The following is a 23,988-nucleotide window of genomic DNA, read 5'->3' as shown; positions in this document are numbered from 1 at the left end:
CAGACTTTCCAGTCAATTCATTTATTTTACTGACAGCTTTCTATTTTCATTCTGTACTAAATTTCAATATAAAAAATCACTGACAATTTATCATCAGATAAGTTTTATCAGTGACTATTTTAACATTTCTTATTCATTTTTTTATGATAAAGATTTCAAAATTTATTTTCCAGAATCACCATAATTTGACAAGACGCGTGCTGATGGATCTTTAACATCTGCTCCCACCCAATCAGGGTTTGGCATCCAAAAATCAAGAATCCAATCTTCATAACCTGGGTAAAATTCTGAAAAAATTTCCCGATACATCAAGGATTCTTTGGTAAATGGTGTATGTTTTGGATACTTTTCACTAGCCTTTGCTAAATCTTCATCAGAATATTTTTCGTCAGCAAATTCTTTTAAATAGTCGACCATGGAATGACCAACAGCATCAGAAAAAGCCGCTTTTTCTCTAAATAAAATCTCGTCTGGCAATAGCTCCGTTCCTTCAAAAGCATGACGCAAGAGATATTTTCCTTTGCCATAAGTATTCAGCTTTCTACTCGGATTGATGGACATGACATAAGTCGCAAAGTCCAAGTCAGCAAATGGGACGCGAGCTTCAAGAGAATGAGCCGCTAAGCAACGGTCAGCCCGCAGGACATCATACATATATAGTTCATGTACTCGCTTTTGTGCTTCTTTTTGAAAAGCCCCAGCTGATGGAGCAAAGTCAGTATATTTATAGCCGAACATTTCATCGGAAACCTCACCGGTCATCAAAACTTTCAGCTCTGTATTCTCATGAATATACTTACAGATTAAATACATCCCAATAGAAGCCCGAATCGTCGTGATATCCCAAGTTTCCAAATGCCAAATCACTTCACGAACTGCTGAAAGTACGTCTTCTTTTGTCATCAAAATTTCGGTATGGTCAGTCCGTAAGAAATCTGCTACTTCCCGAGCATATTTCAAATCAATCGGGTCTGTTTCCATTCCAATCGCAAAGGTCTTGATTGGGCTTTCTAATTCTTTAGCTGCAATGGCACAGACCAATGATGAATCTAAACCGCCTGACAAGAGATAACCCATTGGAGCATCTGCATGAAGACGTTTTTTAACTGCACGTTCCAATTTGCGACGGATATGTCCTGAAATTTCAGCCAAAGGTTCTTCTACAATCGTTGAAACTTCCGCAATATCATTATAAACATGGAATTCACCATTGGCATAGTAGTAACCTGGAGGAAATGGCGCCACATCTTTACAGGTTGAAATTAGTGCTTTGGCTTCGGATGAAAACGAAATTTTGCCTGTTACTTTATTATAACCATAAAAAAGTGGACGAATCCCAAAGGGGTCACGAGCCGCAAAAATCTCACCAGTATTTTCATCAACTAGGACAAAAGCAAATTCAGCATCAAGCATTTTGACCATTGTTTCGATTCCTGTGGTTTCAAAAAGAGGTAAAAGCACTTCACAATCAGAATCTCCTGTAAATTTATATCCCTTAGTTTCCAAGAACTTACGAAGGCTTAAAAAGTTATAAATTTCACCATTACACATGACTCTTTTACCATTCAGTCCAAAGGGCTGACGCCCCAAGTCTGACAAATCCATGATTGAAAGTCGGCAAAAACCAAAATCATTTCCCAAAGTATCACGAACATGTTGTTGGTCGTCTGGTCCTCGATGTTCAATCAGTTCCAAATTGCTTTTAAACTCTTCTATCGTTAAGTCAGATGTTTCCATAAATAAAAAACCGCACATAATTTCCCCCAATAATAATTATAATTTTCAATATTATATCACAATTGTCTGGAAATTTCATAATAAAACAAAAAATAGCGATAATTCGCTATTTTCATTACATATAATCATCACGATTGTAGCCAAAGTCAGCTAAATCCATTTTACGGTCGCGCCAATCATTTTTAATTTTAACCCAAGTTTCAAGGTAAACTTTATCCCCAAGCATAATTTCAATATCTCGACGAGCCATTTTCCCGATTTTACGAATCATATCGCCACCTTTACCAAGAATAATTCCTTTTTGGCTCTTGCGTTCGACAATAATTGTTGCCATGATATGAATTTTACCCGTTTCTTCATCTCGAGTCATTTGGTCAGTAGTGACCGCAATAGAATGCGGAACTTCTTCGCGAGTCAACAACAAGATTTTTTCACGAATCATTTCTGAAACAAGGAAACGTTCTGGATGGTCAGTAATTTGGTCTTCTGGGAAATATTGAGGCCCTTCATCCAATTTTTCAGAGAGTGTATCAATTAATCTTTCGGTGTTATTTCCTTGTTTAGCTGAAATTGGAACGACTTCTGAAAATTCCATTTGTGAAGTATAATCAGCTACAATTTCAAAAAGACGATCAGGATGAATTTTATCAATTTTATTGACAACCAAAATGACTGGAACTTCTGCTTTTTTCAAGCGTTCAATAATCATATTTTCACCAGTTGAACGAGGTTCATCAGCTGCAACCATAAATAAAACGACATCACATTCACGCAAAGTAGAATAAGCAGATTGAACCATAAAATCGCCTAAAGCATTGTGTGGTTTGTGAATCCCTGGCGTATCAATGAAGACAATTTGTTCATTTTCTGTAGTATAAATTCCTTGAATTTTATTTCTTGTTGTTTGAGGTTTATCTGACATGATGGCAATTTTTTGACCCATCACGTGATTCATAAATGTTGATTTTCCAACATTTGGACGACCTAAAATCGCCACAAATCCTGATTTAAATTTGTTATTTGTCATAGCGCTATTATATCACAGCCAGTGGGACGAAACAAGGTTTCGTATTACTGGTCCTCATTATTAATTATGCTAAAGCGAAGCGTAGGATAGCTGTTGCCACTTTAGTGGCTTACAGATATGCTAGTTGTCCCTCCCAGAAACGATAATTTTCCACTTAGGATAGTCGTTGTCAGCTTGCCGTTTTGTCATTCGCTAAAGCGTTGGGCAAAAAAGCTCGCTCTAAGCCAGCAAAGCTGGTAAGACGAAATGGCAGTAAGTGCGTCATAGCAACTTCCGTGCTGAGCCTTCACGCTTGCGACTTAGCGAGAGTGAACAGTATAGCTAGAGCCTGTTATCAGCAGTGATATTTATACCATAAAATCAGCCTTTTGCGGAAGAATATTGTGCTGACAGATGCGTCAGTAAAACTGACAAATTCCTTATCCACAGAATTAATGCCTCTACTCAATCAGATTAAACTGACAGACTTATGACTAATATAAAAAATACTGACAGCTGACAAAAGAAAAATCATCAGATAACTGATGATTCCTTTATTTACCGATTTAAAGCTCATTAAGCCGCTCATTTCAGTAATTTTTATAACTTATTTTATTTATCGCCACGGCTACGCATTACGAAGCCAGCTGATTTTTCAGTTCCTGTGGTACGTTTACGAGGAGTTTTTTCACCTTGTTTACGGTCGTCAAAGCGACGGTCATCACGTTTTCCACGGTAACCTCCACGATTGTCATCACGGTCTTTCCAGTTACGTTTACGATCTCCACCGCGGTCGCCATCTTTAGAATCACGATTACCACGGTAGCCTCCACGGTTTCCGTCACGATTACCATCACGGTCGCCATTTCCACGGCCTTTGTAGCGTCCGCCGCCGCCTTTACCTTTTTTCTTGAATCCTTTTCCTTCACCATTGTATGGTAATGGACGTTCGGCTGTAATTTTAACTTCTTCTTGGTTATCAGGGTCTTTAACACGTCCTTGGAGAAGTAAGGCAACCAATTCTTTAGCATCAAATTTTTCAAGTAAGCTTGCTGCTTGTTTGTCAAATTTTGCTAATTTTGCTTTACCTGATTCATCAGACAAATCACGAAGAACATCATCCATCGCAACAGAAAGTGACGCTTGGTAAGCTTCTTCTTTTGTTGGTGGTTTCAAGCCTTTCATTTCTTTGTTTGTCAATTTTTCAATGGCACGAAGGTAGCCCATTTCATTATATGAAACAAAAGTTACTGAGCGGCCTGATTTACCAGCACGACCTGTACGTCCGATACGGTGAACATAGCTTTCTTGGTCTTGGGTAATATCGTAGTTGTAAACGTGTGTTACACCTGATACGTCAAGCCCACGAGCGGCAACGTCAGTAGCAACCAAGACATCAATATGTCCAGCTTTGAAATCACGCAAAACAGCCAAACGTTTATTTTGGTCCAAATCTCCGTGCATTCCCTCAGCACGATATCCGCGCAATTTAAGACCACGAATCAATTCGTCAACGCGGCGTTTTGTACGACCGAAAACAATTGCAAGTTCTGGACGTTCAACATCAAGCAAACGAGTCAAAACATCAAATTTTTCAAATTCTTTTGTTTTCACAAAATATTGGTCAATACGGTCAGCAGTCATTTCTTTGGCTGCAATTTTGATGTGTTCAGGATTCTTCATGAATTTCACACCAATTTTTTTGATATCAGCAGGCATTGTTGCTGAGAAAAGCAATGTTTGACGATTTTCTGGTGTTTTTTCAATAATAAAATGAATATCTTCCAAAAATCCCATGTTAAGCATTTCATCTGCTTCATCAAGAATCAAAGTTTCAAGTTGGTCAAGTTTGATTGCTTTACGTTTAATCAAGTCAACCAAACGACCTGGTGTTCCCACAACGATATGTGCGCCAGCTTTAAGTCCTTTGATTTGTTTTTCAATACTTGAACCACCGAATACAGTACGAACTTTAAGTCCTTTTGATTTACCAAAACGGAAAAGTTCTTCTTGTCCTTGAACTGCAAGTTCACGGGTTGGAGCAATAACAAGTGCTTGAATGGCTGGATTTTCAGCATTGATTTTCTCAATAGTAGGAAGACCAAATGCCGCTGTTTTACCAGTCCCTGTTTGCGCTTGACCAAGAACGTCACGTCCTTCAAGCGCCAATTTAATTGTTTCTTCTTGGATTGGTGTAGGTTGTTCATAACCAATCTCTGTAAGTGTTTTTACGATTCCTTCTGACAGGCCGAGTTCACTAAATTTCATTTTTTACCTATATTTCTACTGCGTGTTCCCACGCCAAAATTTTTATTACAGGGTACGAAACCCTTGCTACAGGCGAAATTTATGTGACTCGCCTGACGTAACTTATCTATTATAGCATAATTTTTTGACTGAAAATGCTTACGCCCTTTACTTTTTTAAAAATATTTTCATAAAAAAATTACTGACAGTTTTTTAAAGGATAATTATCGGTAATTTTACAACTACACTATCCACAAATTTTTGTCAGTAATTTTAAAATATATCATTTTTTTAATGGAAATTTTTATTAAAAATAAACATTCTGTCAGTAGATTTATAAAACTTATACTGAAAATTGTTCCATTAATTCAACATCTGGATATTTATCTTTGAACCAGCGCATGGCAAATTCATTTTCAAATAAGAACAATGGATGGTCAAAACGGTCTCGCGCCAAGATGTTTCGCGAACTTGACATTTTTTCATCTAAATCTTCTTCTTTAATCCAACGCACTGTTTTTGACCCCATCGGTGTCATGATTGTTTCCGAATTATATTCGCGCTCCATCCGGTCTTTAAAAACTTCAAATTGCAATTGCCCAACCGCCCCAAGCATAATATCGCCAGTCGTAAAAGATTTGTAGAGCTGAATGGCTCCTTCTTGAACCAATTGGTCAATTCCTTTTTGAAATGATTTTTGTTTCATGACATTTTTAGCCTGCACGCGCATGAAAAGTTCCGGTGTAAACGTTGGAAGTGGCTCAAATGATTTCTTTAATTTACCAGTTGTCAAAGTATCACCAACTTGATAAGTTCCGGTATCATAAACCCCAATAATATCACCAGCGACCGCATTTTCGACATTTTCTCGTGATTCAGCCATAAATTGTGTGACATTTGAGAGTTTTACTTTTTTACCCGTGCGGACAAGATTAACATCCATTCCACGTTCAAATTCGCCAGAAACAATACGGACAAAAGCAATTCGGTCACGGTGACGCGGATCCATATTCGCTTGAATTTTGAAAATGAAACCAGAAAAATCAGGATTTAAAGGTTCAATTTCTTCTTCATCAACCGTTTTGTGTGAATGAGGTTCTGGTGCGTATTCTAAAAATGTTTCGAGGAAAGTTTCCACCCCAAAACTGGTCAAAGCTGACCCAAAGAAAACTGGTGTCAATTGCCCAGCAACCACTTCGTCTTCTGAAAATTGATTGCCTGCATCCAAAAGTAATTCAGCATCTTCTAAAGCTTGCGTGAAAAATGGATTTTTCGTTAAAGGATGACTTGTTGGAACTTCCCCATTTTCATCAAATTCAACAAAACGTTTTCCATCTTCTGGTTGATAAACTTCCACACGACCATGTGTAAAATCATAAAGCCCTTGGAAATTTTTCCCCATGCCGATTGGCCAATTCATTGGTACACTAGCAATTCCTAGAATTTCTTCCAATTCAGAAAGCAAATCAAGTGGTTCACGACCGTCACGGTCAAGTTTATTGATAAAAGTAAATACCGGAATTCCACGACGTTTGACAACTTGGAAAAGTTTTTTCGTTTGTGCTTCAATCCCTTTAGCACTGTCAATAACCATGACTGCCGCATCAACTGCCATCAACGTTCGATAAGTATCTTCTGAGAAATCCTCATGCCCTGGCGTGTCCAAGATATTAACCCGTTTTCCCGCATAGTCAAACTGCATGACAGAACTCGTTACAGAAATTCCACGTTCTTTTTCAATGTCCATCCAGTCTGATTTGGCAAAATTTCCTGTTTTACGTGCTTTTACAGTACCAGCTTCACGGATGGCACCCCCAAATTTCAATAGTTGTTCTGTAATCGTCGTCTTACCAGCATCCGGGTGACTGATAATGGCAAAAGTCCGACGTTTTTTTATTTCTTCTTGTAAAGTCATTTATACTCTCATTTTCTTTAATTATTTAATTATTCATTTATACTTTTAATTTAATTTACATTGGCTAAACCTCAAAAAAATAGTTCTTTTAATTATATCAAGATGCGAGGCCGACTGCAAGAAACGTAGAAAATTGCAGCTCAACTTGTCGCTTCAGCGACATAGCGAGAGCGGACAACGTAAGATAGGGAATCGTGGTTCTGCACTTGTGCAGGTTCCGATTTTTCTACTTTCCTAGTTTCTAGGAGGACGAACTCAATTATACCAAAATTTGCCATAATTTTATAGCTGATTTTTTTACACTTACTGATGGATTAAAGAGTGAAAAATTTATTCGGGCAGTAAGAAAACAATAGAAAAAACAATCAGTAGAACTAATTGTTTTATCATTATTTTTTACTTATATAGTGGCATTTTTCTTATACACTTCCGCTTCAGCTTCTGTTGAAAAGACAAAATGTCCAGGCGTAATTTCACGCATCTCACGTTCTTGCCCATCCAATTCTGCTGTTGGGTCATAAACAATTGGGGTCCGCTGACGTTCAGAGATAGGGTCTGGTGACGGAATCGAACTTAGCAAACTCTTAGTGTAAGGATGAATTGGATGATTGTAAACTTGCTCAGAAGTTCCAACTTCCAAAATTTTCCCCCAATGCATCACACCAATGCGGTCTGAAATGTATTTAACCATTGACAAATCATGAGCGATAAATAAGTAAGTCAAATTTTCTTTTGCTTGAATATCTCTCATCAAGTTAACGACTTGGGCCTGAATTGATACATCTAGTGCCGAGATAGGTTCATCGGCAACGACAAATTTTGGTTTTACAGCAAGTGCACGTGCAATCCCAATCCGTTGACGCTGTCCACCAGAAAACTCATGGGGATAACGTGTCAAATGGTCATCGTTCAATCCAACCAGACGTAAAAGTTCCAATACACGAGCATCACGTTCAGCTTTAGTTTTTACTAAACCGTTAGCGTCAAGTCCTTCAGCAACAATATCTTTAACGCGCATCCGTCCATTCAAAGAAGCCTGTGGGTCTTGGAAAATCATTTGTGCTTCTGATCGATATTCTCGCAAATCTGAGCCTTTTAGATTACGAACATCTTTACCTTCAAAGAGAATTTCTCCGCCAGTAATAAAATTATCGTAAAGTTTAAGAATTGCTCGACCAATCGTTGTTTTACCAGAACCTGATTCTCCAACAAGTCCAAATGTTTCTCCTTCATAAATATCTAAAGAAACATTATTAATTGCTTTATTTGCCCCTTTTTTTCCTTTATTAAAAGTCAAATCAAGGTTTTTTATTTCAACCACTTTTTTAGGTTCTGTCATCATTTATCCCCTTTCAATTCTTCCCAGCGTTTCCAACGTGCCAAGATATTATCGGAAGGCGTTACTTTTGGTGCTCGTGGATCTAAAAGCCAAGTTTTAGCAAAATGAGTTGGAGAAACTTCAAAGTATGGAGGTTCTTCTTCAAAGTCAATTGCTAGGGCAAATTTATTACGTGCCGCAAAGGCATCCCCTTTTGGCGGATTCAACAAGTCAGGAGGAGTTCCTGGAATTGAAACCAAGCGGTCTACACTTGAATCAACTGTTGGCATTGAATCCAAAAGTCCCCAAGTGTAAGGATGTTGTGGGTTATAGAAAATTTCTTCAACTGTCCCATATTCAACGATTTCTCCCGCATACATTACTGCAACTTTATGTGCAAAGCCAGCAACAACTCCTAAATCATGGGTGATAAAGACGATAGATGAATTAATACGTTCTTGCAATTCGGCCATCATGTGCATAATTTGGGCTTGAATGGTAACGTCAAGCGCAGTTGTTGGTTCATCTGCAATCAAGATTTCAGGATCAGCAGCCAAGGCAATTGCGATAACCGCCCGTTGACGCATCCCACCTGACCATTGGTGTGGATAATCATTGATATGCACTTCGGCATCAGGAATTCCTACTTGTTGCATCAATTCAAGGGCCCGTTTCATGGCATCGGCTTTACTCATGCCTTTATTGTGTTTCAACAAAGGTTCAGCAATCTGTTTTCCAATACGCATGGTTGGGTCAAGAGAAGTCATTGGATCTTGGAAAATCATCGAAATTTCATTTCCACGAATTTTTTGCCATTCTTCTTCTTTCAAATCAAGAAGGTTACGACCTTTAAATAACAATTCCCCTTCAGGAATTTCTGCATTTTTAGCATTCAATCCCATCAAAGTTTTTGTTGTTACAGACTTACCAGAACCAGACTCACCAACAATAGCCAAGGTTTGTCCTTTTTCTAAATCAAAAGAAACATTACGAATCGCTTTAACATCTCCAGCATAGGTGTGGAAATTGACATGCAAATTTTTAACTTCTAATACTTTTTCTTCTGCCATTTCTAATCCTCACTTGCTCTAGGGTCAAATGCATCACGCAAACCATCTCCAAAGAAGATAAATGTGAGTGAGAGCACAGACAAGACGATTGCTGGAATAATCAATTGGAATGGATAGAATTGCAAACTCGCAATCCCATCATTAATCAAAGTCCCCAAAGAAGACGTTGGCGGTTTAACCCCAAGATTAATCGCTGATAAAACAGCCTCATACATAATCATACTTGGAATATCAAACATGATTTGGACAACAATAACCCCTGAAACGTTTGGTAATAAATGTTTTACTGCAATTTTCCAAGTAGATTGTCCTAAAGTTTTTGAAGCTAAGACAAAGTCACGCTCTTTATAGGAGAGCACCATATTCCTGACTTGCCGGGCCATTCCGGTCCAAGCAAAGAGCCCAATGGCAATGATAATTGATGAAATCCCTTGTCCCAATAAGAGGGCAAGCATGGTTACCACAACTAAGTTTGGTACAGATTGGATAATTTCAATAATCCGTTGCATGACCATATCGACTTTTCCGCCCATCCAGCCGGAAATAATCCCGTAGGTCACCCCAATTACTAAGTCAATTAGAGCCGCAGCAAGGGCAATAATCAATGAAATACGCAAACCAACAACTGTCCGTTTAGCTAATGAACGTCCATATTTATCCGTTCCAAAGACATATTTATCTTTTTCCGGAACACCTTGAGCTTTATAAACATCTGTTTTTTCAGCTGAACCAGGAGCTTTGAAATCACCATTCCAAAATGGTAAATCACCCGAAAGTTTGGGTGGAAGATTTCCATAAACTTGTGATTTATTTGGATTAAAATAGTTTGCTTTTGATTGTGGCACAACAAATGCTGAAATCACTGAGAAAACTAATGTGATCGCAATAATCCACATCGCTACTAGGGCAATTTTATTTTTCTTGAAACGACGCCAAGCATCTTGGAAAAAACTCAAGGCAGGTTTCGCAATTTTTTCTGTTGAATCTGAACCCTTTGAACCAACAAGGGTGAAGTCTTTATTTAAATTTTCCATTTCGACAAACCCTTTCTAGAGACGAACTCGTGGATCAACAATTGCAGTCAGAATATCTGTAACCAAGATGAACACCATCAAGATTACCGCATAAACAATCGTTGTTGCCATAATAACTGGGAAGTCTTTGGCAGGAATCGAATCAACAAATTGAGCACCAATTCCAGGGATTGAAAAGATTTTTTCAATCAAGACTGACCCTGTCAAGAGACCTGCGGCCATTGGCCCAATCAAAGTCAACATTGGAATCAATGAATTACGCAACGCATGCTTATTGACAACTTCTTTTTCAGATAAACCTTTAGCACGTGCTAACAAGATGTAGTCTGAAGACAGTGATTCAATCATTTCAGAACGTACAAAACGTGTTACTACGGCCATCGGTGCAAATGAAAGAGCGATTGTTGGCATAATCGTTTGTGAGAAAGTCCCCCAACCAGAAATTGGGAAAAGATTCAAATTAAATCCTAGATAAAGAAGAATCAAGGTACCAATTACGAATGAAGGAACTGAAATCCCAAGTACTGATAGAAATCCAAAAATTCCATCAAGAAGGCCATTTTTACGACGCGCAGAAGCTTTCCCCATCAAAGCACCAAGAACAGTACCTAGAATAAGAGCTTGTGTTCCTAACTGCATTGAAACTGGTAAACGTTGAGCAATCATCGTAATAACCGGTTGGTTGGTATAAATGAATGAAGTACCAAAATTACCTGTGAACATATGTCCAACATAGATAAAGTATTGTTGCCAGAGCGGTTTATCTAAACCATAAGCATGTTTCAAAATTTCCAGTTGATCTGGAGTTAGTTTGGGATTTGAGAAAGGCGTTCCGGGCATGACTTGCATCATAAAGAAAGTCAATGTCACTATCAGGAACAAAGTTAGAAGCAAAAGCCCCAAACGTTTAAGAATATATTTAACCATAAAAAATTTCCTAATCTAAGCGAAAAGATAGGGTTGGCAATCTGCCAATCCTAACTTTCTTGCTCTAAAACTCTATTATTATTTGAGGTAAGCCGTTTTGAAGTCATAAGTCAAACCAGTTGAACCAAAACGTACGTCTTTAAGGTTAGGGTTACGAAGAACTGGTGAAGTACGGAAGTAAAGCGGATTAATATTTGATTCTGTATAAAGTGCTTCTTCGGCAGCTTTGTAATCTGCATAGTGTTTTTCAGGGTCAAGTGCGTCTGTCACTTCAGCAGCTTTAATGGCTTTATCATAAGTAACATTATTGATTTTACCATTGTTGTTTGGTGAAGTTGATGTGAACAAATCAAGGAATGTTGATGGTTCAGCATAGTCACCACCCCAAAGTGAGATAACCATATCGAAGTTACCGGTCGTTGAGTCATTCAACCGTTGTTTAAATGGTACTGACTTGATGTTAAGTGTCAAACCTGGAAGTTTTTCTTCCCATGCTTGCTTAAGGAATGTTGCTGAGTCTTTAGCCGCTGCTGTATCGTCAGTGGTCAAAGTCAAAGTAAGCTTAGTTTCCCCAATTTCTTTCAAACCTTTTTCCCAAGCGGCTTTAGCTGCCGAGACATCGTATTTGTAAGGTTGTTCAGCATATTTAGCGAAGTCTTCACCAGTATTTGTTTTAGCCATACCTGCTGGTGTCAATCCAGTTGCTGGTGTAGAAGCTGGTGTTACAGTGTCAACATATTGTTTACGGTCAGTTGCAAGGTTGAAGGCTTCACGAATATCTTTATTCGCAAGGGCTTTATTTTTGCCTGATTGGTTATATTGAACATATGAAGTAGTTGATTCGTTCAGAGAGACAACATTCTTATCTGTTTTGTTTGCTTTGTAAAGGTCTGGGTCACCGATACCTGTTTGGTCAATTTTACCTTGTTTGTAAAGGTTAAATGATGTTTTAACATCTTGAACAACTTGGAAGTCGATTTCTTTAGTCTTAACTGCGCTCTTATCCCAATAATCATCATTCTTCACGATTGAGAATGTTTGGTTTGAACCGTTCCAACCTTTTGATTTTTCAAATTTATAAGGTCCTGAGTAAACCATTTTTTCTGATGATGTTCCGTATTGTTTTCCGTATTTTTCAACAACTTTTTGGTTGAGTGGGAAATAAACAGAGTTAGCTGTCAAGAATTCAAAGTAAGGTGTTGGTTGTGCAAGTGTGACAACAAATGTTGTATCATCGGTTGCTTTAACACCAAGTGTTGATTTATCAGCTTTACCTGCATTGATTTCGTTGGCATTTTTTACTGGGCCAAGGAGGTATCCGTATTCTGAAGCAGTCGCTGGGTCAACCGCACGTTGCCAAGAATAAACGAAGTCTTTAGCAGTCAAAGCATCGCCATTAGACCATTTCAAGCCATCACGAAGATGGAAAGTATAAGTCAAGCCATCTTTTGATACATCAACAGATTTTGCCAATTCTGGCTGTGCTTTACCATCTTTGTCCACACGTGTCAAACCTGCATTGGTGTTACCAATAATGATGTTTGAGTATGTATCTGTCGCGAGTGATGAATCCAATGTTTGAATTGGTGATGTTAAATTCCATTGAATGTCTTTTGATGATGACGATGAGCTAGAACCGCTATTGCCGCATGCTGCAAGCAAAGCTGCCGAACCAAGTGCAACTGTACCTAAGGTAACTTTTTTCCAAGTCTTCATGTAATTTCCCTCTTTCATGAATTGTGTCTGACTTCGCAATTTTTATTATTGTCAGAAAATTTATTATATTGGTATTATACTTAATTCAACCTGAATTGTAAAGTATAATGGTTATGTTTTCTGAAAATTAACATTTAATTTTTTAATAGCGGAAAGTTTTCACAAACTTTTGAAAAAAATTTTTATCTCCTCTTTTTCTTTAAAACCCTTTCATCTAGCTAGGCTCTGAATAGTTTGTATTCTATTTCAACCAGTAAGAATATTCAATAAAAAAGATAAATTTTCAGAAAATTTATCTTTATGTTTTAATTATTTAATATAAGCTGATTTTAAGTCGTAAGCTAGACCTGTTGAATGAAATTCTAAGCCTGTGATTTTAGGATTCATTAAAGCTGGATTGGCTTGAAAATCAATTGGATTGATATATGATCCTTCATAAAGAGCTGCTTCTGCCGCTTTATAATGCTCGTCTACTTTGGCTGGCTCAAGAACATCTGGTGTTGTTGTTGCTGCTTTAAAAGCATCATCATAGGTTTTACTTGAGAATTTTCCGTCATTATAGGATTGACCTGTTGTAAAGAGTTGCAAGAAGGTAGAGGGTTCAGCATAATCTCCACCCCAACCTGAGAGTACCATGTCAAAATTTCCATTTTGCGCATCATTCAGTCTTTGTTTGAATGGAACGAGTTTTAAATTAACCGTCAAACCCGGCAGATTTTGTTGATAAGCCGTTTGCAAGAAGTTAGCCGTTGCTTCTGATGGTGCCAAATCTCCAGCAGCTTCAAGGCTAAGACTGAGTTTGGTCAAACCAAGTTCTTTTAAGCCTTTTGCCCAAAGTTCCTTTGCTTTTGTCGGGTCATAACTATAATCTTGTTTGGCATAAGTTGCAAAATCTTCTCCCGTTGAGGTCTTACTCATCCCCACTGGTGTGAAACTTGTCGCAACGGTCGAGCCAGGGAGGGCTGTTTTGACAACCTCTGCTCGATTTGTTGCTAAGTTTAAAGCTTGACGGATGTCTTGATTTGCTAAAGCTTTTTGAGCATCAGGACTTGAGGCATTTTTTCCAGACTGATTGTATTCAATATAGTCTGTCCGTGCTTGTTTAAAGACTGTATAACCCTCTGTTTTTTTATTGGCATTAATCAAATCAGTTGTTGAAAGGAGTGTAAAATCGAGTTTTCCTTGTTTATAGAGTTGAGCTCCTGTATTAGCATTTGAAATGACTTGAAAATCAATTTGTTTAGATTTGACTGCTGATTTATCATAATAATTTGGATTGGCATAAATTGAAAAATTCTTATTTGTTCCAGTCCAAGCTTTATCTGATTTGAACATGAATGGGCCATTATAGACGGTTTTATCTGAGGATGTCCCATATTGTTTACCATATTTATCAACGACTTTTTGATCAAGTGGATAATAAACGGGTTCTGACAAAAGGAATTTAAAATATGGTGTTGGTTGTGCTAAGGTGACTGTAAATTCTGTATCTGACTCAGCTTTAATTCCTAAAGTATCAAGTGATGATTTACCAGAAATAATATCATTAGCTCCAGAAACTGCTCCCATCAAATAGGCATATTCTGAACCTGTTTTAGGGTCTACTGCTCTTTTCCATGAATAAACAAAATCTTTAGCGGTCAACTTATCACCATTTGACCATTTTAAATTATCTTTAAGGGTGACCGTATAAGTCAAACCATCTTTTGAAACATCAATTGATTTTGCAAGAGCCAAGGCAGCATTTCCTTTAGAGTCAACGCGTGTCAATCCTTCTTCAACATTTCCTGCAACATCATAAGAATACTGGTCAGTTAAAATTGTGGTATCCAGCGACGCCACATCAGTGGGAATTGAAAATTGAATGTTTTTTTGCTCACTTGTTTTTGAACCACAGGCCACTAAAATAATTCCTGACAGAGCAATGACGGTGGTGAGCCCAATAATTTTTGCTTGTTTCATCTGGTTTCTCCAAATCATAAAAGTACTATCGAATTTTCTAATTATTCTGAAAATTAAACGTGGACCTATTATACTTCTTCAAAAATCTAATGTCAAGAATATTATTGTATTTTTCTGACAATTTAACAAAACTAAAAAATACCGACTCTTGTCAGTACTTTTTTGTCATTATAATTTTTCAACAACTTCTGAAAGTTTCATGCTGTTTGAACCCTTGAATAAAACTTGGTCTGCTGGTTTCAAATCTGCTGACAGACTTTCTGTCAGTAAATCCAAATCTTTAAAATAGCTGACAGGTTTGTCAGTCGAAATATCTGCCAAATTTTTCATCATTTCGCCATAAAGATAGACTTTATCAATTTTTGTGAAATCAATCGATTTCAGCACCTCTTTATGAAGTTGAGCAGCAGTTGGCCCGAGTTCTAACATGTCAGCAAGAACTGCGATTTTTCGACCATTTTCATTTTTAGGAATGGCTTGGAAAGTTTCCAAAATCAGGCGCATAGCAGTTGGATTAGCATTATAGACGTCGCTTAAAAGGTCAGCTCCATTTTTAGATTTTTTCCACTCTGTCCGATTTCTGGTCAGTTCAACTTCTTTCAAAGCTTTTTTGATTTCAGCTTCTGTCAATCCATAATGTAAGCCAACATAAGCAGCTAACATAGCATTCGTTGCATTATATTTACCAGGAACTGGAATCGTTATTGATTCATCTAAAAAATTAGTTTCAAAAGTCAATCTTTCTTTGTGCTCAATTAATTTTGTAATGAATAAATCTTCACCGGGCAAACCAAAACGACTGATTTTTTGATTTTCTGGAATAAAAGCATTAATAATTGGGTCAGCAGGGGCAATTAATTCACCATGTAGACCAGCAGTAATCCCCATTTTACCTTTTGCAATATTTTCACGACTACCCATAAATTCAAGATGAGCTTCACCAATTAAGGTAATAAGAGCTAGTTCAGGTTGAGCTAGTTGTGAGAGAAAATCAATATCGCCAGGGTGGTCCATTCCCATTTCTAATACTAATTTTTCAGTACCTTCTGGCATGTGTAAAATTGTGTAAGGCAATCCAATTTCGTTATTATGATTCCCTTGTGTTTTATAGGTTTTATATTTTTTAGATAAAACAGCAGCAATCATATCCTTGGTGGTTGTTTTACCATTTGAGCCTGTCACCGCAATAACTGGAACTTTTGTTTTTTCCAGATAATATTTTGCTAATGTTTGGAAAGCTACTAGATTATCATCAACCAAAAGATGAGCTTGTTCAACTTCTTTTTCTGAAAAGCTAATTATTGCTCCATTTCCAAAAGCAATCTCGATAAAATCATGACCATCTCTTGCCCCCTTAAGTGGCAAAAAGATATCTCCTTTTTCAATCAAACGGCTGTCAAATTCAATTTTATTTACTGACAAATCTGCCAGTTGCGACCAATCATTTTTTGCGCCAACGACTTGAGCGATTTCGTGAATTGTGAGTTTCATAGTGACTCCATTATAACACAGCCAGTCATGTGAAACACGTTTCATGTGATTGGCTTTCAATTTATTAAGACCGAATGAAGCGAGAATGATGATTTTCCACTGAGTGATTAATATGGTGATCTAGAAAGGACGCTATAGCGACTTCCGTCTGCGCGTTCACACATTAGCGTATTATAAGCAGTGATACTTATAACACTTTTTACTGATAAAAAAATCTGTCAGCAATTAATTTACTGACAGATTCGTATTTTTTATAAAAGATGATTTTCCCGTGTTTCAAACGTTTCTTTAGCTAAATCAACTAATTTTTCAATTAAATCAGAGTAAGACAAGCCCATATTTTCCCAAAGCAATGGATACATTGACCATTGAGTGAAACCAGGGATGGCATTGACTTCATTAAGATACACATTTCCATCTTTAGTCACAAAGAAATCACAACGTGACAAACCAGCTCCATTAACTGCTTTATAAGCTTTCTTGGCATATTCTTGTATTTTTTGAGCTAAATCTGCTGAAACTTTTGCAGGAATGTCCATTTGGATTTTATTATCAATATATTTTGAGTTGTAATCATAAAATCCAACATCTTTCACGACTTCTCCTGGAAGTGTTGCAGAAACGTCACTATTATTTCCCAAGACAGCACACTCGATTTCACGCGCATCCACCCCTTGTTCAATGACCACACGGTTATCATATTTGTAAGCTTCACTCAAGGCTGGTTGAAGATCTGCTAAATCATCAACTTTTGAAATCCCCACACTAGAACCCATGTTCGCTGGTTTTACAAAAACTGGGAAATCTAATTTTTCGACGACTTCTTGAGCAATCTCCGCTTGATTTTCGTCAGCAAAAGCGGCAACATAAGGAACTTGTGGCACACCAACAGCTTCAAAAACATGTTTTGCTAATAATTTATCCATTGTACTTGAGGCAGATAAAATATTTGGTCCGACATATGCCAAACGCAAAATTTCTAAAAATCCTTGAATAGAGCCGTCTTCACCCATTGGACCATGTAAAACTGGAAATACAACAGCATCTTTTTCATAAATTGCCGCAGGTGAAATCTTTGGATAAGACTCTGCCAAATCGTTTGTCAGTAATTTTTCTTCTTCAGCAGGTGTGTCAGTAAATTCTTGTGTTTTTATGAATTCACCACCCTTAGTGATAAAGTAAGTTTTCACAATAAAACGAGAATAATTGACAGCTCTCATCACTGATTCTGCTGATAAAACTGATACTTCTCGCTCAGCAGAACGACCACCATACAACAAAATTAATGTTTCTTTTGACATATTTCTTCCTTTTTTACTGACAGCTTTGTCAGACACTTCTTTTTACTGACAGCATGTGATTTTTTTACAATACAATTCTGTCAGTAATTGTCTTTTTTATTTTACCACAGAAAAAATCAAATTTCCAACCGATTCTCTACGGCTTTTGATAAGGTAACCTCATCAGCGTATTCTATATCAGACCCTACAGCTAATCCACGAGCCAGTCGTGTCACTTTAATTCCCGCAGGTTTAATCATTCGAGCCAGATACATGGCGGTTGCTTCACCATCCGAAGTCGCATTGGTCGCAATAATCACTTCTTTAACTTCTGAGTCCATTAACCTTGTAATCAAAGATTTAACATTAATTTCATCAGGAGAGATCCCGTTCATTGGACTAATTGTTCCATGTAAGACATGATAGAGTCCTCGATATTCCCGAATTTTTTCCATGGCAAGAACATCTTTAGATTCTTCAACGACCAATATCGTTGTTCTATCACGTGTGGAATCAGTACAAATAGCACAAGGATCACTTTCTGTTAAATTCCCACAAATCGAGCAAAAACTCAAATCCCGTTTTGCTGACAAGAGATTTTTCGCAAATTCATTGACATCTTGATCTTCCATGCCAATCGTATAAAAAGCTAGCCGAGTTGCCGTTTTCTGCCCAATTCCGGGTAATTTTGAAAATGACTCAATCAGGCGAGCAATAGGTTCTGGATAGTACATATTTCACCAATTCTTCACTTGTAAATATTTTATTCAATTTATTAATTTTACTATAAAAGGCTTAAAATGAAAAGGAAATGCGACAAGATTTTTAAAAGAAAAACCCTCATTCAAGAGGGCTTTTTCATTTTAATTTGTTCGAAAAGCTTCGTTTGAGTAGTATAAATCGGTAATTCCAGTGACAATGCTTTGGTTTGCCTTCGTACCACTAGAAGCATTACTTTCAGTATTATCTGGCAACACAACTCCAATCGCAATCTCTGGATTGTCTGACGGAGCAAAAGCAACTGCATTATTTGCTGTTACGATAACTTGACTACCATCTGCTAATATTTTCGTACTTTCGGAAGTCCCCGTTTTACCGGAAATAGAAACCGTTGCAGCGCTCATTGGTTTACCAGTAGTCAAACCACCTGCACCATGAACAACAGCATACATCCCTTGATGAAGAACATCCATATTGTCTGGAGTAATATTAACCTTATCCATAATTTTAGGCGTAATATTTTTAATTAAGGTCCCTGGTTGTCCATCATTTCCGCCCTCATAAATCCCTTGGACGATGTGTGGCGATAAGCGCGTTCCATTATTTCCTAAAGTTGCAGCATAAACTGCCAATTGAAGTGGAGTATAGTTATCATACTGACCAAATGATTCATACAATACATTAACCCCTGAAGCATCTTTAGATTTTGCTGAAGGAATAAATCCTGTGGACTCTCCCGGAATATCGAATCCTGTTGAAGCCCCTAAACCATAAGAAGCAAATGCGCTTCGTAGCTGCTCATAGACTTTAACCCGGTTACTATCATTGAGATATTGTCCAGCAGCAGTATAAGGAGCCCCTAACATTCTCATTGCTAACTGCATCATATAAGTATTTGATGAATATTGCAGGGCTTCAACAGCCGTTAAAGCCATTGGTGAAGCATCTCCCCACCAGTCATTGATAGGAGGTGAACCTTTAAATTGAATAGACTGCGCAGTTAAAGTGTCATTTCCCGAAATCACTCCTGCATTCCAAGCAGCAGTCAATGTTCCCATTTTCACAACAGACCCTGGCGTAAAGACGCTTTGGAAAGTTCCGAGTGTATTATCCGTAATTACCCCTGTATTAGGGTCACGGTGATAGCCAGATAGGGCTAGTACTGCACCCGTTTTAACATTGAGAACAACAGCATAAGCCCCTCTGTTATACTGACCATACCCTTGGGAAATTAATTGGTCCAATTGTGTTTTAACCAAATTGTTGACAGCATTTTGGAAATCTAGGTTAATGGTTAATTTTAAATCATCCCCACGTTTTCCTTTTTGAATTGTTTTCGTTCCAGAAACATCACCATTTTTATCAAATTTGACTTTGCTAATACTGTGCGTTCCTTGAAGTTCACTTTCGTAGCCTTTCTCAAGAAGTCCCGTTCCCACACGGTCATTACGTTGATAACCTTTTTTAAGATAGGCATCTAAATCTTCCGCCGGAATCCCCGATTTCTGTGAAGTAATAGTCCCCATTAATGGAGTTAGCGAATTTTGAGCATAAGAGCGATCCCAAGAAGTTCCAATCGTAATTCCTGGCAAATCTCCTTCTTGCTCCGCAATTGTCGCTTGTTGCTCTGCCGTAATACTTCCAGTTGCAATTTTAGTAGTGTTAAAAGTACTTGTACTATTCATTTCTTTAAATAGTTTAGCAGCAAAAGTTTGTTCCGCCGTAAAGTTCAAGTCACTATCTTTAACTTTACTTAGCTCAACCTCATAGATTTGTGAGCCAGTTAAATCATTTCCTTGTTTATCTTTCTTTTCTTTATCAGTTAAACTGTTAACAATTTTTTCTAGATTCTTAGAGTTGGCTAGGAAATAGTCTTTTTTATCACGAGTCGTTAAATCAGCCACATCAATGTTACTGGACAAAATAGTTGCTAACTTATTTGCTACCTGATACATTTCATCAGCCGTTGCATTTTGACTCCTTGTAAATTCAACAGCTTGGACAGGGATTGTTGTTGCTAAAGCTTTCCCACTTGCATCGTAAATATTCCCCCTCGGAGCTCCTTCAATAATTTGAACATTTCCTCCTGCACTTACCGACTTTTCGGCATAGAAGTGCGAATTCAAAACTTGCATATTGAAAAGTTTCCCTATTAAAATCATAAATAAAACGAAGATAACAAAAAACAGGAGATTCACTCGCTTAGGAATTAAATTTGTCGGATTTTGTAAAATTTTTGTTTCTTTAGTTGATTTTTTAGGATTGTCGGATTTATTGCGCTTATCGTTTTTTCTTTTATTAACTGACATTTGGACTCCAAGAATGAGTTTTATAAATAATTTTTTAATTCAAAATTTGTACTTAAACATTTTACCACATTTATGAAAAGTTTTCCTTACAATTTTGATTAGTTCTAGTTTAATCGAGAAACGCAACTTAATCAAGAAAAATGAAAAGACTAAAAAAGGAAACTCAGACAAGCTTCCTTTTTAAGAAAAACAACTTAATTTCTTATCAAATAATCAAAGGCACCTAAGGAAGCAGTCGCTCCACTTCCCATTGACACAATAATTTGTTTATAAACAGTATCTGTGCAATCTCCTGCTGCAAAGACACCCGGAATATTTGTTGCTCCAACCTTATCAGTCACAATCTCATGACGCTCTGTCAAATCAATTGTCCCTTCCAACCACTGAGTATTGGGAACTAAACCAATCAAAACAAAGACACCGGCAAGTTCTAAATGAATCGTTTCTTTAGAGCCCCGAGCTTGATAATTTAGCCCCGTGACTTGTTCATCTCCTAAAATCTCTTTAGTTTCCACATTGGTCAAAACAGTAACATTGGTTAGACTAGCAAGTTTTTTTTGTAAGATTTTATCTGCTTTAAGTTCTGGTAAAAATTCAAGAACAGTAACGCGGTTGACCAAACCAGCTAAGTCTATCGCTGCTTCAATCCCTGAATTTCCTCCACCAATAACTGCCACATCTTTACCAGAGAAAAGCGGACCATCACAATGAGGACAATAAGCCACTCCTTTATTCTTAAAGCGTTGTTCTCCTGGGATTCCTAAATCACGCCAACGAGCGCCAGTTGAGAGAATAACAGCTTTACTCTTCAAGGTTGCACCATTTGCAAGACTTACTTCAATTAAATCTTTTTTCTCAAGTTTAACTGCTTTTTGCAGATTCATCAAATCTACTGGATATTTTTTTACGTGTTCTTCAAGCTGACGCCCAAGCTGAACACCCTCTATATAGGGTGTTCCAATCAGATTTTCAATCCCTAAAGTTTCTAAAGGTTGGCCTCCAAAGCGCTCGGCAATCAATCCTGTCCTGATTCCCTTACGTGCCGCATAAATAGCTGCACTCGCACCAGCTGGCCCACCTCCTACTACCAAAACATCATAAGGTTCTTTTTCTGCGAAACTATCCGAACTTTCTGGACCTGTAATTTTTTCCAACAATTCTTCAAGACTTGCTCGTCCACTATGAAATTCTTCGCCATTTTTAAAGACAGCAGGAACAGCCATAATTCCTTTTGCTTCTACTTCTGCTTGGAACATGCCTCCCTCAATCATGGTATGACTAATGTTAGGGTTGAGAATGGTCATTGTATTTAAAGCTTGAACCACATCTGGACAATTATGACAAGTTAAACTGACATAAGTATCAAAATGAAGTGAAGTTTTAATGGCCTGAATTTGTTCAATTAATTCTTGTTCAATACGTGGTGGTCGACCACTCACTTGCACAAGGGCCAAAACCAATGAATTTAACTCATGACCCAAAGGAAGACCTGAAAAAACAAGCCCTGAAACACCTTCTCTTTCAATTGAAAAAGCTGGTTTATGATTCAGATTTGTTTTCTCTTTTGAAATCAAGTCTGATAAACTTGCCAGTTCATCTGTAAAATCATTTATTTTTTGTCCATTTTCACTATCGTCTGCATCCACTTTTAAAATAATTGGATTTTCTAATAAATCCATATACGGCAGTAACTGAGAACGCAGATTTTCATCTAAAATCATATTAAACCTTTCTGTCATTAAATTTTTCAAGACAAATAAAGTGAGTCAAGACTCACTTATTTATTTTAAATTTTTCCTACAAGGTCGATTCCTATATGAAGGCTTTCCCCATCTTCTTTCCACTTAGCGGGACAAACTTCACCTGGATGATTGCGGACATATTGGGCTGCCTTAATTTTATCAATTAACTGACTGGCATCTCGCCCAATTCCATCTGCTGTAATTTCAAAAGCTTGAATCACACCATCAGGGTCAATAATAAATGTTCCACGTTGAGCAAGTCCAGCTTCTTCATCAAGAACATCAAAAGCCCGTGAAATTTTTTGTGAAGGGTCTGCAAGCATAGGATAAGTAATCTTAGAAATTGCATCGCTATGGTCATGCCAGGCAGCATGAACAAAATGAGTATCTGTTGAAGCAGAGTAAACTTCTACTCCGAGTTTTTTCAACTCAGGATATGTTTCTTCCAAATCCTCTAACTCCGTCGGACAAACAAATGAAAAGTCCGCTGGATAGAAACAAAGTACATTCCATTTTCCATAAAAATCTTTGTCAGAAACTTTAATAAATTTCCCACCAAGATAAGCATCTGTTGAAAATTCTTCTATTTTTTTACCAACTAGTGACATGATGTTCTCCTTTTTGCTATATCAGTACTTACTCTTAGTATTATCTCAAGAATAAAATAGAGAATCAATTAATTTGTTCACAATTTTACAAATTATTCCATCAATTACAAAAAAAGCACCAAGTCTTAAATAGATGAGTAACATCTCTTTAAGACTTGGTGCGATTCGTTATCTTCAACGATAATTAAGCTTTTTTTGGAGCCAAATAGTATTCGTTTTGAACGTTCAAATTGTCATCAAATTCGAAAACAAGTGGTGGGAAGTTAGGGATTTCAACATCCATAATTTCGTCATCAGAAAGTTTTTTGATTTGTTTAACGAGGGCGCGAATTGAGTTACCGTGAGCACCAACGAAGACATTTTTTCCTTCTTTCAAAGCTGGAGCGATTTGGTCTTCCCAGAATGGAAGAGCACGTTCCAAAGTAACTTTGAGGTTTTCAGCATCAGGAATCAATGAATCTTCAAGACCAGCATAACGACGGTCTCCGTGAGCTGTATATTTATCATCATGATCCATTGCAGGTGGCAATACATCATATGAACGACGCCAGATGTGAACTTGTTCATCACCATGTTTTGCAGCAGCGTCAGCTTTGTTCAAACCTGTCAAACCGCCGTAGTGACGTTCGTTCAAGCGCCATGATTTAACAACTGGTACCCAAAGTTGATCTGAAAATTCAAGAGCAAGGTTAGTTGTTTTGATCGCACGTTTCAATACTGAAGTGTATGCAATATCAAATTCGATTCCAGCTTCTTTAATCAATTTACCAGCTTCAATCGCTTGTTTAGTTCCGTTTTCAGAAAGGTCAACGTCAGCCCAACCTGTGAAAAGGTTAGCAAGATTCCATTCAGATTCACCGTGACGTGCAAATACTAATTTTGGCATTTTGTGTATTCTCCGTTTGT

General features: G+C 37.5%; 17 protein-coding genes. All 17 read right to left on the bottom strand.

Annotated features, from left to right (window positions below):
- Positions 1 to 162: 162 nt before the first annotated feature.
- A complete protein-coding gene (gene asnB / locus RSC39_RS01765) occupies positions 163 to 1,755 on the bottom strand; it encodes an asparagine synthase B (RefSeq protein WP_332534631.1) in 1,593 nt (530 codons plus the stop codon).
- Positions 1,756 to 1,852: 97 nt separating this feature from the next.
- The gene (gene era / locus RSC39_RS01760; protein ID WP_003131632.1) at positions 1,853 to 2,764 is read right to left on the bottom strand and encodes a GTPase Era; all 912 of its coding nucleotides are present in this window, start codon (positions 2,762 to 2,764) and stop codon (positions 1,853 to 1,855) included.
- Between the two features lie 591 nt (positions 2,765 to 3,355).
- Positions 3,356 to 5,011, bottom strand: a complete 1,656-nt coding sequence (locus tag RSC39_RS01755; protein WP_310835241.1) for a DEAD/DEAH box helicase — start codon at positions 5,009 to 5,011, stop codon at positions 3,356 to 3,358.
- Between the two features lie 322 nt (positions 5,012 to 5,333).
- Positions 5,334 to 6,905, bottom strand: a complete 1,572-nt coding sequence (locus tag RSC39_RS01750) for a peptide chain release factor 3 (RefSeq protein ID WP_332534627.1) — start codon at positions 6,903 to 6,905, stop codon at positions 5,334 to 5,336.
- 400 nt (positions 6,906 to 7,305) lie between these two features.
- Positions 7,306 to 8,247: an ATP-binding cassette domain-containing protein gene (locus RSC39_RS01745; RefSeq protein ID WP_332534625.1), complete on the bottom strand. Its 942-nt coding sequence runs from the start codon at positions 8,245 to 8,247 to the stop codon at positions 7,306 to 7,308.
- Positions 8,244 to 9,293, bottom strand: coding sequence for an ABC transporter ATP-binding protein (locus tag RSC39_RS01740; RefSeq protein WP_011834423.1), 1,050 nt, complete (start codon positions 9,291 to 9,293; stop codon positions 8,244 to 8,246). The genes RSC39_RS01745 and RSC39_RS01740 overlap by 4 nt, the downstream gene beginning before the upstream one ends.
- A 2-nt stretch (positions 9,294 to 9,295) precedes the next feature.
- On the bottom strand, positions 9,296 to 10,327 hold the full coding sequence (locus RSC39_RS01735; protein ID WP_011834422.1) for an ABC transporter permease: 1,032 nt from the start codon (positions 10,325 to 10,327) through the stop codon (positions 9,296 to 9,298).
- Positions 10,328 to 10,342: 15 nt separating this feature from the next.
- A complete protein-coding gene (locus RSC39_RS01730; RefSeq protein WP_011834421.1) occupies positions 10,343 to 11,254 on the bottom strand; it encodes an ABC transporter permease in 912 nt (303 codons plus the stop codon).
- 78 nt (positions 11,255 to 11,332) lie between these two features.
- The gene (locus tag RSC39_RS01725) at positions 11,333 to 12,970 is read right to left on the bottom strand and encodes a peptide ABC transporter substrate-binding protein (protein ID WP_332534622.1); all 1,638 of its coding nucleotides are present in this window, start codon (positions 12,968 to 12,970) and stop codon (positions 11,333 to 11,335) included.
- Positions 12,971 to 13,279: 309 nt separating this feature from the next.
- A complete protein-coding gene (locus RSC39_RS01720; RefSeq protein WP_043737361.1) occupies positions 13,280 to 14,932 on the bottom strand; it encodes a peptide ABC transporter substrate-binding protein in 1,653 nt (550 codons plus the stop codon).
- Positions 14,933 to 15,100: 168 nt separating this feature from the next.
- Positions 15,101 to 16,423 (bottom strand): UDP-N-acetylmuramoyl-tripeptide--D-alanyl-D-alanine ligase, encoded by a 1,323-nt coding sequence (gene murF / locus RSC39_RS01715; RefSeq protein WP_332534615.1) that lies wholly within the window; start codon positions 16,421 to 16,423, stop codon positions 15,101 to 15,103.
- Between the two features lie 251 nt (positions 16,424 to 16,674).
- Positions 16,675 to 17,724, bottom strand: coding sequence for a D-alanine--D-alanine ligase (locus RSC39_RS01710; RefSeq protein ID WP_021036701.1), 1,050 nt, complete (start codon positions 17,722 to 17,724; stop codon positions 16,675 to 16,677).
- A 116-nt stretch (positions 17,725 to 17,840) separates the two neighbouring features.
- On the bottom strand, positions 17,841 to 18,437 hold the full coding sequence (gene recR, locus RSC39_RS01705; protein ID WP_063281875.1) for a recombination mediator RecR: 597 nt from the start codon (positions 18,435 to 18,437) through the stop codon (positions 17,841 to 17,843).
- A gap of 129 nt (positions 18,438 to 18,566) precedes the next feature.
- Positions 18,567 to 20,732 (bottom strand): penicillin-binding transpeptidase domain-containing protein, encoded by a 2,166-nt coding sequence (locus RSC39_RS01700; RefSeq protein WP_332534612.1) that lies wholly within the window; start codon positions 20,730 to 20,732, stop codon positions 18,567 to 18,569.
- A 194-nt stretch (positions 20,733 to 20,926) separates the two neighbouring features.
- Complete coding sequence (gene ahpF, locus RSC39_RS01695; protein WP_332534675.1) at positions 20,927 to 22,453, bottom strand: alkyl hydroperoxide reductase subunit F; 1,527 nt, start codon at positions 22,451 to 22,453, stop codon at positions 20,927 to 20,929.
- Positions 22,454 to 22,518: 65 nt separating this feature from the next.
- Positions 22,519 to 23,082: an alkyl hydroperoxide reductase subunit C gene (ahpC, locus tag RSC39_RS01690; RefSeq protein WP_063281877.1), complete on the bottom strand. Its 564-nt coding sequence runs from the start codon at positions 23,080 to 23,082 to the stop codon at positions 22,519 to 22,521.
- A 184-nt stretch (positions 23,083 to 23,266) separates the two neighbouring features.
- The gene (locus tag RSC39_RS01685; protein WP_011675395.1) at positions 23,267 to 23,968 is read right to left on the bottom strand and encodes a phosphoglycerate mutase; all 702 of its coding nucleotides are present in this window, start codon (positions 23,966 to 23,968) and stop codon (positions 23,267 to 23,269) included.
- Between the last annotated feature and the right edge of the window lie 20 nt (positions 23,969 to 23,988).

Origin of the sequence: Lactococcus sp. (assembly GCF_036648155.1) — a bacterium.
Lineage (GTDB): Bacteria > Bacillota > Bacilli > Lactobacillales > Streptococcaceae > Lactococcus > Lactococcus cremoris.
The sequence above is the reverse complement of the archived record's forward strand: the minus strand, read 5'-3'. Positions and strand labels throughout refer to the sequence as shown.